Annotated in this window: 15 protein-coding genes and 2 tRNA genes; 8 read left to right on the forward strand and 9 right to left on the reverse strand. The window is 50.5% G+C overall.

Translation table 11 applies throughout. From position 1 onward, the window contains the following. Positions 1-15: 15 nt before the first annotated feature. The 3 genes from BLS62_RS20235 to BLS62_RS20245 form a co-directional block, all read right to left on the reverse strand. Positions 16-270: a type II toxin-antitoxin system Phd/YefM family antitoxin gene (locus BLS62_RS20235; RefSeq protein ID WP_093184802.1), complete on the reverse strand. Its 255-nt coding sequence runs from the start codon at positions 268-270 to the stop codon at positions 16-18. Positions 271-485: 215 nt separating this feature from the next. After that, positions 486-1,160 carry a hypothetical protein gene (locus BLS62_RS20240; protein ID WP_093184809.1) on the reverse strand — a complete coding sequence of 225 codons (675 nt, stop codon included), beginning with the start codon at positions 1,158-1,160 and terminating at the stop codon, positions 486-488. A 128-nt stretch (positions 1,161-1,288) separates the two neighbouring features. Beyond that, positions 1,289-1,696: a YchJ family protein gene (locus BLS62_RS20245; protein ID WP_093184813.1), complete on the reverse strand. Its 408-nt coding sequence runs from the start codon at positions 1,694-1,696 to the stop codon at positions 1,289-1,291. Between the two features lie 11 nt (positions 1,697-1,707). Between BLS62_RS20245 and BLS62_RS31085 the strand changes: the two genes are divergently transcribed. Then, entirely contained in the window at positions 1,708-1,857 is a 150-nt protein-coding gene (locus BLS62_RS31085) for a hypothetical protein (RefSeq protein ID WP_159436556.1), read from the forward strand. Between the two features lie 14 nt (positions 1,858-1,871). Next, positions 1,872-2,984 carry an FAD-dependent oxidoreductase gene (locus BLS62_RS20250; RefSeq protein WP_093184818.1) on the forward strand — a complete coding sequence of 371 codons (1,113 nt, stop codon included), beginning with the start codon at positions 1,872-1,874 and terminating at the stop codon, positions 2,982-2,984. A 61-nt stretch (positions 2,985-3,045) separates the two neighbouring features. On the opposite strand, the gene BLS62_RS20255 is transcribed toward BLS62_RS20250, so the two are convergent. After that, positions 3,046-3,120 (reverse strand) — tRNA-Gly (locus tag BLS62_RS20255). 48 nt (positions 3,121-3,168) lie between these two features. After that, a tRNA-Gly gene (locus BLS62_RS20260) sits at positions 3,169-3,243 on the reverse strand. Positions 3,244-3,805: 562 nt separating this feature from the next. On the opposite strand from BLS62_RS20260, the gene BLS62_RS20265 reads away from it, so the two are divergent. The 4 genes from BLS62_RS20265 (at position 3,806) to BLS62_RS20280 (ending at position 6,418) form a co-directional block, all read left to right on the forward strand. After that, positions 3,806-4,333, forward strand: a complete 528-nt coding sequence (locus tag BLS62_RS20265) for a prolyl-tRNA synthetase associated domain-containing protein (RefSeq protein ID WP_093184822.1) — start codon at positions 3,806-3,808, stop codon at positions 4,331-4,333. Between the two features lie 120 nt (positions 4,334-4,453). Then, on the forward strand, positions 4,454-5,461 hold the full coding sequence (gene trxA / locus BLS62_RS20270; RefSeq protein WP_093184827.1) for a thioredoxin: 1,008 nt from the start codon (positions 4,454-4,456) through the stop codon (positions 5,459-5,461). 43 nt (positions 5,462-5,504) lie between these two features. After that, the gene (locus BLS62_RS20275) at positions 5,505-6,185 is read left to right on the forward strand and encodes an LON peptidase substrate-binding domain-containing protein (protein ID WP_093184831.1); all 681 of its coding nucleotides are present in this window, start codon (positions 5,505-5,507) and stop codon (positions 6,183-6,185) included. 41 nt (positions 6,186-6,226) lie between these two features. Beyond that, positions 6,227-6,418, forward strand: coding sequence for a Trm112 family protein (locus BLS62_RS20280; protein ID WP_093184836.1), 192 nt, complete (start codon positions 6,227-6,229; stop codon positions 6,416-6,418). Between the two features lie 32 nt (positions 6,419-6,450). On the opposite strand, the gene BLS62_RS20285 is transcribed toward BLS62_RS20280, so the two are convergent. The 3 genes from BLS62_RS20285 to BLS62_RS20295 all read right to left on the reverse strand — a co-directional run bounded on the left by BLS62_RS20285 (position 6,451) and on the right by BLS62_RS20295 (position 8,376). Beyond that, the gene (locus tag BLS62_RS20285; RefSeq protein ID WP_200798549.1) at positions 6,451-6,774 is read right to left on the reverse strand and encodes a DUF167 family protein; all 324 of its coding nucleotides are present in this window, start codon (positions 6,772-6,774) and stop codon (positions 6,451-6,453) included. A 4-nt stretch (positions 6,775-6,778) separates the two neighbouring features. Continuing rightward, complete coding sequence (locus tag BLS62_RS20290) at positions 6,779-7,069, reverse strand: YggT family protein (protein WP_093184847.1); 291 nt, start codon at positions 7,067-7,069, stop codon at positions 6,779-6,781. 185 nt (positions 7,070-7,254) lie between these two features. Next, positions 7,255-8,376: an NAD(P)/FAD-dependent oxidoreductase gene (locus BLS62_RS20295; protein ID WP_093184852.1), complete on the reverse strand. Its 1,122-nt coding sequence runs from the start codon at positions 8,374-8,376 to the stop codon at positions 7,255-7,257. 81 nt (positions 8,377-8,457) lie between these two features. Between BLS62_RS20295 and mnmD the strand changes: the two genes are divergently transcribed. Next, positions 8,458-9,150, forward strand: coding sequence for a tRNA (5-methylaminomethyl-2-thiouridine)(34)-methyltransferase MnmC2 (gene mnmD, locus BLS62_RS20300; RefSeq protein ID WP_093184856.1), 693 nt, complete (start codon positions 8,458-8,460; stop codon positions 9,148-9,150). Positions 9,151-9,162: 12 nt separating this feature from the next. Here the strand turns inward: mnmD and BLS62_RS20305 are convergent, their stop codons facing one another. Beyond that, the gene (locus tag BLS62_RS20305; protein ID WP_093184859.1) at positions 9,163-10,578 is read right to left on the reverse strand and encodes an L-serine ammonia-lyase; all 1,416 of its coding nucleotides are present in this window, start codon (positions 10,576-10,578) and stop codon (positions 9,163-9,165) included. A gap of 521 nt (positions 10,579-11,099) precedes the next feature. On the opposite strand from BLS62_RS20305, the gene BLS62_RS20310 reads away from it, so the two are divergent. Beyond that, a complete protein-coding gene (locus BLS62_RS20310) occupies positions 11,100-11,882 on the forward strand; it encodes a MipA/OmpV family protein (RefSeq protein ID WP_093184863.1) in 783 nt (260 codons plus the stop codon). Positions 11,883-12,025: the final 143 nt, after the last annotated feature.

Below are 12,025 nucleotides of genomic sequence, written 5' to 3' on the forward strand. Positions count from 1 at the left end.
TATCAAGTAGTAACATCAAATTAGGTCTACCGGCTTACTCGTTATGCTGGATTTTTGTAGGTCAAACTTGATGTCTGCTGCACTCGGCATTGCAAGCGCCTTCGCAATACTGCGCCGTTGACTGGTCAGGCGTTTGTACTCTTCAAAAGACAACAGAACTTGAGAAGGCTTACCCCGGTCAGTAATGATAACCGGTCCTTTGCTGCTGGCGCGTTTCGCTTTTCCGATGTCCTGGTTAAATTCTCGGCTTGATAGCGTTGTAACTGGCATAGCACCCTCTCCAATGAATGTAGTAACGATACTACATATTGCGCGAAACGCAAATACTGAAGTTGCTTCAACCCTTGGTGGCGCTGATGGAACCTCCGTCTTTTCGGGAGGGCGCACTGCTGCATGTCACAGTGTCCTTATCAGAAAACGGGGCTACAGGAGGCTGGGGGCCCCCTGTTGTTTGGTTTCCTAGGAACTTATTTCCTGCTTAGGAGTTATTTGAACTCTGCGACACGCAAAGTCAGTTCCTGTGTGTTGGCGGAGTGTTTGGCGAGCTTGGAAAGCAGGTCTGTGCAGGTTTGGCAATGCGCGTGCAGAGCATTGTCTTCCTCTGTCATCTCGTAGCCGTCGAGTTTCTCATTTGCCTTCAGCGAGGAAATCGCGTGGTCTGTGCGCGCAATGGCCTGGGCTAGGGCTTTGTCCAGCAATACCAGTGCGCGGCCTTCAAACTCATCCTGGCTTGTCAGGTTGGCAAGATGTGGGCACATGAACAGCACGTCCGCAGCAATTGCAGCTTTCATGGCAAAGGACACGCCCTTGAGTGCCTTGGACACCACTGGAGGCATGCGGCCAACCGAAATGTCATAGCCAGCCATCAGCAGTGAGTTGGGCAGGTTTTCTGAATACTGCATCAGTGCGAGATAGAAAAAGCCGGAACACTGGAACAGGTCAATCGCAGCGCCTTGCACCTCGTCGCTTTTCTCGCTTTCGTGATTGATCAGCACAGCCAGCTCAGAGAGTGCGTTGAAGCGCTCTTCGATGCGGTTTTGTGCGTCTTCCAACCCATTGGCAAATGCCTTTGGAGAGCCGCTTGCCGTCGTAAAGAGCGGTCCAGACGTTTCAAAAAGATCGGCCAGTTTTCTGGCGGCGGCTTCTATTTGTTCAGACAAGGTTCGTCCTTTGGTCGTTGGAACTGAGCATGGTGCTTCCTACCGACTCCGTAGCCCCTATGCAATGGCAGTGTGGCAAAGCGGACTTAGACCCACCTAAAAACAGACAGGCTTTTTGAGGAGGAGCTCTAGAGGCGCGCGCCTTCTTCTAGCGGTTCAACATAATACCAGCGGCCACCGCGTTTTTTGAACAGGCTGAGCTCGCGTTGTTCGCCGAACTTACCGTGGGCAAGGTATTTGGCGCAGAAGAGCACGCTGCCTTTTGCATCGCCTGCCTGACCTTTTTGCGTTGCCAGAATTTCCAGTCCAAGCCATTGGGTTTGCTCTGCATACTCGGCGATCTCAATGGGGCTAAATGATTTCTGGTAGCGCGGCCACAGGGTTTCCTTCAGGTATCCGATGGTCTTTGTTGCATAGGCGCTGTAGCGGGAGCGCATGAGCTGTTCTGCTGTTTCCGGCAGAGCTTTGCCCTCCAAAAATGGCTGGCAGCAGGCTTCAAAGTCTTTTCCTGATTGGCAAGGGCAGGGCGTGGGCATGAGATACCTTCGTGAGTGGGCTGGAAGGCGAAGCTAAACGACAAATCGCGTTCAAGGTCAAGCAGGGCGAACAAGACCCTGCAAGAGTGATTAAAGTTCGTGGGGCTGGTTCAACGCTCCTACAGCCTCTTTTGCATAAGTTGAGTTTAGCAGATCTGTGAACGGCAGGAAGGTAATGAAAAGAGGACGCATTCTGATCGTCGGAGCAGGACCAAGCGGGTTAGCTGCTGCCATTGAGCTGAAGCGGCGCGGGTTTACGCCGCGCATAATCGATAAGAATTCACGTCCTCCTGCCCAATCCCGTGCGCTTGCCATCAATCCCAGAACACTCCAAATCCTGAAACCGTCAGGCGTGACTGATAAGCTTTTGCAAAAAGGCTGGCGGATGAAGCACGTCCATTTTCGTGGGCCATCGGATGAGTTGTTGGAGATTGACCTAACAAAAATGGATGGGCCTTACAAATTCATCCTCTCCTTGCCGCAATATGAGACTGAATCTGTAATGGAGCGGCATCTGGCAGAGCAAGGGGTACGGGTTGAGCGAGAATGTGAGCTTGTTAAGCTGACCCAAGAAGGGGATATGCCGATAGCGACGCTTCAAACTGCTGTGGGTCGTGAGGAGGTCTTTGATCCTGCCATGGTGATTGGTGCGGATGGTGTGTATTCCGTTGTGCGGGCACAGATGGGCTTGACCTTTACTGGCAGTACGTATGTGCAGGATTGGGGACTGGCGGATATTGAACTGGAGCCGGCCTTTTCTATGGATGGACCAACTCTTTTTGATCGGTCGCCCAATCTGTTTGCAGTTATCCCTTTTTCCAGCACCCGGGCGCGGCTCGTTGCGGATCATTTGCTGCCGCTAGAACATTTGCCGCCTCTGTTGAAGGTCACAAAAGTCTATTGGAAATCGTCATTCCGCATTTCGCATCGATTGGTGAATCTCTTCCAGAAGGGTCGGGTCTTTCTGGTGGGCGATGCGGCGCATGTTCATTCTCCCTTTGGGGGGAGAGGCATGAATTTAGGTATTGAGGATGGGGCCTGGCTGGCCTGGCAGGTTTCTATTGGTGAGACGCATCGTTATATGCTGGATCGTCGACCTGTTGCGGAAGATGTGCTGAAGGCCGTTGATTCAGGGACGCGTTTTCTGGCTTCTAACAACAGTGCAATGATGCTGCTTCGTCAAAAATTTATGCCAGTGATTGGCCGGACTAGATATTTTACAAATCGGTTTTTAAACATCATGTCTGCGGATAACACACCCTTCCCACCTTGGCTTGAAGACGAATAAATCTCTGCTTTGGGAATTTAGACACAAAAAAACCGCCCGAAGGCGGTTCTTTTTGATTTTTTGGAGCGGGCGAAGAGATTCGAACTCTCGACCCTAACCTTGGCAAGGTTATGCTCTACCCCTGAGCTACGCCCGCATATCCAAAAAAATCCCACATCACGAAAACTCAGCTTCTTAGAGAAACTGGAGCGGGCGAAGAGATTCGAACTCTCGACCCTAACCTTGGCAAGGTTATGCTCTACCCCTGAGCTACGCCCGCATCTGTTTCGCTAGGACCGTTTGTGGCGGCCCCGTCGGTGAGGTGGGAGCTATATGGCAAAAGCTCGGGGTGAATGCAACAAGGAATTTGAAAATGATTGTGGGATATCCAGCAACTTGTGGGTTCTAATGAAACTCTTATGTTGAAAAAATACTATTAAAAACAATATGTTATGCCTATATTCGAAGAGATTTCGGCGCTGTGGATATAATTGTAGATGAGCGCATTTAGCGGATTGGATCTGAGATAATTCTGCTGAAGTTTTTGAAATTAAAGCGCAGCAAACTCATATATCTCAATAGGATCGGGAAAATAAATGTTGTGAGACATGTTTTGCAGAAAGTTTGGCGGCGCATATTTGATGGAAGACGTTCTGACTTTGATGAGTAAACCGATGAGCGGCGTGAGGGAGCTCAAAAAATCGAGAGACTAGCCTTAGCCATGACGGCTCATTAAAGCGGCTTGATCTGCTTGTCTTTTTTTGTGGCTGCCTTAAAACGGTTTGGCGTTTGTGTATCAAGCACTTGGTTTTTCTACCAAGTCTTTGGGGGAGGTCCATTTAATGCCAGTTAGCCGTTCACAGCTCATGTCGTTTTTCGACGAGTTGAATATTCCGGTCTCTACCATAGACCATGAGCCTGTCTTTACTGTTGCTGAGTCTGCTGGGTTGCACGAGCGTATTCCCGGTGGGCATACCAAGAACCTTTTTTTGAAGGACAAGAAGGGCAACCTCTTTCTTGTTGTGGCGCTGCATGACGCGACCATTGATCTGAAGAGGATTTCTCCTGTCATTGGTGCGTCTGGCCGCGTTTCCTTTGGCAAAGCAGACTTGCTTGAAGAGGTGCTGGGCGTTACGCCGGGGTCTGTGACGCCATTTTCAATACTCAATGATAAAGAGGCGCAGCGCGTGTCTGTTGTTTTTGATGCTAAGATGATGAAGCAGGATGTTTTGAACTTCCATCCGTTGCTCAATGACGCGTCTACAGCCATCTCTGCGGATGGTCTGATGGCTTTTGCAAAGGGCTGCGGACATGAAGCAAGAGTGCTTGCTGTTTCTGAAGAAGCGCAGAAAGTCACTGAAGATCTATAAAAACTGAGAATTCGCCGATTGTAATTGTTCGCCACTAAGACCATTTTAGGCAGCAGTTAGAGAATTTTATATGAGGAGCGCTGAAATAAGCAGCTCCCAAGCAGTTAAAGGGTCAAGATTATGAGTGGATCCGGTTATTCCGTAGGTGGTAGCTTTGGTGGCTCTCTGGGCGGTGGTTACGGTGGTGGATACCAGACGAACGCCCCTCAGCCAGCAGCGCCTGCGCCAACTCCTGCTCCAGCAGCAAAAGTTCCTGCAGCAGAGCTGATTAAAGACACCACTACTCAGACCTTCATGACGGATGTGATTGAAGGTTCCCGGGATCATGTGATTCTCGTGGATTTCTGGGCACCTTGGTGTGGTCCGTGTAAACAGTTGACCCCAACCCTTGAGAAAGTTGTCAAGGAAGCTGGTGGTACTATTCAGCTGGTTAAGATGAACATTGAAGAGTACCCGGAAGTTGCGGGTCAGATGGGTGTTCAGTCTATTCCTGCTGTGTTCGCGTTTAAAGGCGGTCAGCCTGTAGACGGGTTCATGGGTGCGCAGACTGAGGGCGAGATTAAGAAGTTCCTTGAGCGCATTGGCGTTCAGATTGGCCCGAGCGACCTTGACGTTATGCTGGAGAAGGCTGACGAGCTGCGTGATGCTGAGGGCTATCCTGAAGCTGCACAGCTTTACGGCGGTGCGTTGTCTCTGGATGCTGGCAATGTTCAGGCTCTGGGTGGTTTGGCCATGTGTTATCTGGCGCTTGGCGAGAAAGAACACGCACAGCAGATGCTGGGCATGGTGGCCGAAGATAAACAGACCTCCCAGCATTATATTGCTGCAAAAACAGCACTTGAGCTGGCTGAGCAGGCTGAGAATCTTGATGATCTTGGGGATCTGCGGGCACGTGTAGAAGCGAATGCTGATGATCATCAGGCTCGTTTTGATCTGGCGCTTGGTCTCAATAGTAACGGTGATAAAACCGGTGCTGTTGATGAATTGATCGAGCTTATTCGTCGCGATCGTGAGTGGAATGAGGATGGCGCCCGCACGCAGCTTCTGCAGTTCTTTGAGGCCTGGGGCTTTAAAGATGCGGGATCTGCTTATGGTCGTCGTAAACTCTCCTCAATTTTATTCTCGTAATATAGGCCAAAAGATAAAAGTGGAGAGCACTTAAGTGGCCTCGATGACTATTGGAAACGCAACCTACGCAGGTCTTGATGATCTGCCGCAGGTTGTGCCGTTGTTTGTGTTGCCGGGGGCTATCCTGCTCCCGCGCTCCCACATGCCTCTCAATGTATTTGAACCGCGCTATACCGCCATGATCGACAGTGCTTTACGTACTGATCGGATGATTGGCGTGATACAGCCGCAGTTTGGAACTGGTGAGGACGAGCTTGCAGGCCGCCCGAAGCTTTGCACGGTGGGTGGTATGGGGCGTATTACAGGCTTTCAGGAAAGCGGTGATGGACGTTACCTGATCACACTGTCTGGTGTGTCCCGGTTTGTGTTGCGCGGTGAGTTGGAAGAACGTGCTCCGTTCCGCCGTGGGCATGTTGATGCGAACCGCTTTGCCAGTGACCTGAAGTTGGGCGTTGGTGAAGATGAGGTCGATCGTGAGCAGCTTCTGTCCACTCTCAAAGAATACCTGAGTGTGAACGAGCTGGAAGCTGATTGGGAAAGCGTCAATTCTGCGACAACCGAGATTTTGGTCAATGCGCTGTGCATGATGAGCCCGTATGGACCGAAAGAAAAACAGGTACTTTTGGAAACTGAGAGCCTGAAGATTCGTGCAGATACACTGGTTGCATTGGCTGAGATTGAGCTTGCTCGCGGTACCGGTGCACCGGGCTCCAGCCTGCAATAGGCTCAAGCCGTTAGATACAAAAAGAAATGAATGGGGACTCTATGAGCGATTTTGATGCACCACAGCTGGACCGTCGGCTTTTGGAGCTGCTTGTTTGTCCGGTGAGCAAAACAACGCTTGAGTACAATCCAGAAACGCAGGAACTGGTTTCCCGCGCTGCGAAACTGGCTTACCCAATTCGCAATGGCATTCCGATTATGTTGGAAGAAGAAGCGCGTAAGCTCGAAGACTAGAGTTCCGCTTTAAGGCTTCGTGGCATCTAGGGTTAGGAGAGCAGCAGTTCTTCTAGCCTGCCTGCCAACTCCTGCGGTTCACCCAGAACACGCAGAGTTTTGATGCGGGCGGTGGAACCGGCAATAACTTCAGCAGATGATTTTGGAACGGTCAGTGCTTTGGCAAATAAAACGGCCACGGCTTTGTTTGCTGCGCCTTTTTCCGGCACAGCGCGCACCCGTGCCAATACCAGCGAGCGCCCGTCTGACTGTTCGCCGATCTTTTCTATCTGGTCCTTGGAGGATTTGGGGGTGAGGCGGACGGTGATAACAATACCGTCTGCCTGCAATTTCCAAGGGCGCTCTGTAATCGCCACTCAGTTAGAACACGTAGGGATAGATGTAACGTGCAATAACACTTTTCAAGAAGAACAAGCCAATCAACAGAATGATTGGGGACAGATCCAGTCCACCCATGCTTGGGAGGAAGCGTCGGATCGGGCGTAAGAGCGGTTCAGTGAGGTTGTGAAGTGTCTGACCAATGGTTGCGATGAACTGATTGCTCGTGTTCACAATGTTGAACGCATAAAGCCAAGAGAAGATCACATTACCAATGATGACCCACTGATAAAGATCCAGAATAATAAAAACGACATCAAGAACAGAACGCATGGACCGATTTAACTCCAAGTTTGCGGAGATGAAATTTAAAGGTTGCTTCCTGTTGATGTTGTTTCAGGAAGCAGAGTTGTTCCTCATGTAACTTTGAACTGAGGCACCTGCAAGGGACAGCGTGCCTCATTTTTCTATATTTTGAGCTAATTTCTCGAATCAAGCCGTGAAAACGGGTCAATCCCTTAGCCAAAATGGAATGCAGGCTTAAAGCTATCTGGTAAATAAACGTGTTTTTCCATCTCCGGGAACATCTCCTGCATCAAGCAAGCTGCAATGCGGTGGGAGATGGCATAGGAGATTTTGAAGCCGCCAGTTGCCACCCAGGTTTTGTTTTTTCCCGGAAGCAGGCCAACCAGCGGGTCGCGTTTTTTGCATTTTGGACGAATGCCAGCCCAACTGCCAATAACCGGAGCATCTTTGAGGGACGGGCAGAAAGCGATGGCCTTAGTTAGCATGGCCTGAATATCAGCTTCTACGGGCTCCTTGGTGGTCCACTCCTGCTCTGAGGTTGACCCAATAGCGACAGTGCCGTTTGCGTGGGCAACAACATAGATGCCTTCGTCATAGATGACTGGCAATGGTTTTTCGGTTGTATACTCCAGCAGAACAGACTGGCCTTTAACGCCGATGCCAATGGTTTTGCCGCCGATCTTGTTTATTTCCTCAAAGCCCTCATAGCCGGCTGAAAGAACGAGGCGGTCTGTACTCATCGTTTCGCCATTGCCAAGCGATACCTGACCAGAGGCCTCATCAAAGCCGAGGAACTCTGTGTGTTCCATGATGTCCACGCGGGTTTTAAGGAAAGTATGCAGTCCAGCTGAGACAAGGCGAGGATTAGCTCGGGCTGCCAGTGTATCCCAAATGAAGCCAAGTGGAGCTGCTTCTGGCGTTAGCCAGTCGCTAAAAGGTGTCTCTTTGAGAACGTTAAAGGTGAAGCCGGTTTCATCGCTTCTCCAGCGGAACAGGCTTTCACCCACGCGGGAAAGGGCATGTTCCAGCTTTGCTTCGGTATAAAGCGGGATGAGGCGACCTGTGCGGCTGTAGCCAACTGATAAGCCTGTTGCTTCCTCCAGCGCGTTAACTATCACGGAGAGTTCAATCAATGCTTCGAGCTGGAATTGCTTTTTTTCATTCCATTGGCTCGGAACATGTGGCATGAGAGCGCCGACCAAGCCTGCACTGGCACCGGAAGCAATGGTATTTTTTTCCAGCAGGGCAACTTTCAAGCCCAGGTCATGAGCAGCTTTTGCTACGCTCAGACCGAAGATTCCTCCGCCAACTACAACAATATCGTAGGCTGTCATTTTTTATATTCCCAGGTTGGGGTAAAAAGCCGTAAAGGGCCTGCCTCAAACCGTTTTACGTTAGAGATTTGGCTTAGACATATGACAGAGCGCCCTAAATTGGAATGGGATGATGAGAATGTGCCCTTTGCGCCGCAGTTCGAGGACACTTATTATTCCAAAGCGGGCGGATTAGGCGAAACGCGCTACGTGTTTTTGCAGGGTAATAAGCTCCCTGACCGGTGGAGTAGCGGGAAACCTTTTACGATTGCAGAGCTGGGATTTGGGACTGGGCTTAATTTTCTCACGACTGTGCAGCTTTTTCTGAGTCTTCCTGTACGTGAGCGGCCCAAGCTGACTTATGTCTCCTTTGAGCTTTACCCTATAGGGGCAGCTGATATTACCAAGGCACTTTCCCAATGGCCTGAGCTTACCCAGCTGAAGGATAAACTGCTGGATGCCTGGCAGCTCAAGAGCGGTTGGAATGAGATCGTCATTGGAGGTGTCACGCTGAAGCTTGGTATTGGCGATGCGCGCGAAATGCTGGGGGCTCTCTCAACGCAGATCGACGCCTGGTACCTTGATGGGTTTAATCCGGCTCGGAATCCTGAGTTGTGGGGCAAAGACCTGATGTACGCGGTGAGCGGTAAGACTGCTGCAGGCGGTACATTTGGGACCTATACAGCTGCGGGTTGGGTGCGAAGAAACCTGCAAGGAGCAGGTTTTGAAGTGTCTCGGATCAAGGGCTACGGAACCAAGCGTCAGATGATGGTGGGACAGAAGCCCACCATCTAAAGCAATTCATAATCAGCACTCTGGCAGGTTGACTGCCAGACCGCCCTTACTGGTTTCTTTGTACTTCTCGCTCATTTCAGCACCGGTTTGACGCATCGCTTCCACGCAATTGTCCAATGGCATGTAATGAGAGCCGTCACCACGCAAAGCCAATGAGGCTGCAGAAACAGCTTTAATCGCACCAAGGCCGTTGCGTTCAATACATGGCACCTGCACGAGGCCTCCAACTGGATCGCACGTCATTCCGAGATGATGTTCCAGTGCGATTTCAGCGGCGTTTTCAATCTGCTCGTTCGAGCCGCCAAGAGCTGCGCAGAAGCCTGCTGCGGCCATTGCTGCTGCTGAGCCAACTTCGCCCTGACACCCGACTTCCGCGCCAGAGATGGAAGCGTTGTGCTTGATGATGCCGCCGATGGCAGCTGCGGTCAGCAGGAAGGTTGTGATGCCTTCGTCATTACTGCCCGGGCAATGCTCGCGGTAATATTTGATGGTGGCGGGAATAACGCCTGCTGCACCATTGGTTGGTGCCGTGACGACCTTGCCGCCTGCTGCATTTTCCTCGTTCACGGCCATGGCGTACACGGAGAGCCAGTCATTGGCGACGTGCGGCATTTTCATGTTGTCGCCGCGCTCATCTTCCAACTGCTGTTTGATTGCAGCCGCACGGCGTTTGACGGTGAGGCCACCGGGTAGCTCGCCTTCTGTGTTGAGGCCGCGCTCCATGCAACTGTCCATGACACCCCAGATTTTCCAGATTTTTTTATCCAGCTCCTCTGCGCTCATGGCAACTTGCTCGTTGGCGCGCTTCATCTGGACAATGGTTTTTCCAGACTTCCGGCCCATTTCCAGCATCTCTTTTGCGGAAGAAAAAGGGAACGGTGCTCCAGAGGTGTCTGTTTGTTCTTGCGTACCAGAGGCTGCCGCGGTTTTAGCGCGTTCCAGCTCTTCTGCTGTCAGAATGAAGCCACCGCCGATTGAATAGAAGGTTTCCTGCATATGCAGGCGGTTCTCTGCATCATAGGTTTCAATGATCATGCCATTGGCATGTCCGGGCAGGTTCTTTTCAAAGTCGAAGATAACATCGGTATCTGGATCAAATTTGAGAGTTGGTAAGCCCGGAAGCTTTATTTGCTTCTCGGTGCGAACTTTCTTCTCCAGTTCTTCTGCTTCATCCGGGTCCAGTGTTTCTGGTGTGCAGCCAGCGAGACCAAGCACAACGGCTCTATCTGTTGCATGGCCTTTGCCAGTCCATGCCAGAGAGCCATGCAAAGAGCAGCGCACTCTGACTGGAGCACCTGCGCCGGGCCATATGCGACGTCCATCCCTCAATTCATCCAGAAAACGTGCGGCGGCTGTCATCGGGCCCATTGTATGGGAGGATGAGGGACCTATACCGATTTTGAAGATATCGAAGACGCTGAGGAACATTTTCTGGAACCTTTCAGAAGGCTGCGGTGTTGTTTTTGTTTAATTTGGGATAGAGAAATTACTCTCTATGCCCGAGTTTTAACTACCAATACTGCCCCAAGCTTCTGAAACCAAGTCTATTATTTTTCAATAAACCTTTGGATGACGCGGCGTTGAGCGGTTCACGTACCCGAGAGTTAACTGCAATTGGATTTGTTTGTAGAGTTTTAGCGGGTGCTTTGTCCGGATGGAACTGAACGGGAAGGCTTTTTCAGCCTCCTATATTTGCAGGATGTTGTTTCATTTTCATCTTACTGGGAACCGGTTTTGCTGAGGTAGTCGTGAAAGCACATTGGTTTCACCTAGTTTAGATGAATTACTTCGCTTGAGTTCTGTGAATTTCGATGAAAAATATGCGACTGTGACCAAAATTTGATGCGAATTGGCAACAGTGCTTTGGAAACCCGTGAAACCATAGGTCTTCAAATGAGAGCAAAGCGTATATCATAAGTGGTAATTATTTTTCATGTAGGGCTGCACCCATGACCGCCGCATTTCGTTTTCTTGCAGGCTTAGCGCTTGCTTCAGTTTCCAGCCATGCTTTGGCTGAGGACAGCTTTACTCCAGATGATTTGACTGAAGAGCAAGCCAGCAAGAGATACGTTGTTGATATTGGTGTCGCTGGTTTTGTGAATCCAAAATATGATGGCTCGGATGAGTACATCATTTATCCATTGCCTTTGATCGCTTTCAGTCGCTTTTATCTGCCAGGCTTTGGGCAAGTCAAAGAAGGTGAGGATCAAGGACTGTTTATCTACCCGTCTTTTGGGTTTGTGGGTGAGCGTAATCCTTCTGATTCTGCGGATCTTGCCGGGACAACACGCGTGCCATGGGCGGGTGAAATTGGTTTGGGCGGTGGATTCAGTAAGGATTGGTTCCGTGCGTTTATTGAAGTGCGTCATGGCTTCAATGGGCACCGCGGCTTTGTTGGCCGTGCAGGTATTGATGTCATCACTGAAGTGACTGACAAACTGACCTTTGTGTTTGGTCCTCGCATTGATGCAGCTGATGGCTCTTACATGGATACATATTTTAGCGTTGGAGCTGGAACACCGTCTGGTCCTTATCAGGCTGAAGGTGGGTTCAAGAGCTTTGGCGCAGTTGTTCGCGCCAGTTATGCACTGAACCCCAAAGTGGGCCTTCACCTGCAGGGCGGATATGATCGCCTGATTGGTGATGCTGCAAACAGCCCGATCACACAAAGCGACAACATGTGGTCTGTTGGTTTGGGGGCGACCTACCGATTTGCATGGGACATGTTCTAGGAGGCAATTGCTTCCTAAGAGATTGAATTTGTTTGTTTATGCCCGGAGCGCTGCATGTGCTTCGGGCTTTTTTGTGCACTCAAGATGTGATTGAAGATCGCTCTACATGTATTTATGTGAAGCTCAATGTTTGTTTAAAGTGG

It is taken from the genome of Pseudovibrio sp. Tun.PSC04-5.I4, from assembly GCF_900104145.1.
Lineage (GTDB): Bacteria > Pseudomonadota > Alphaproteobacteria > Rhizobiales > Stappiaceae > Pseudovibrio.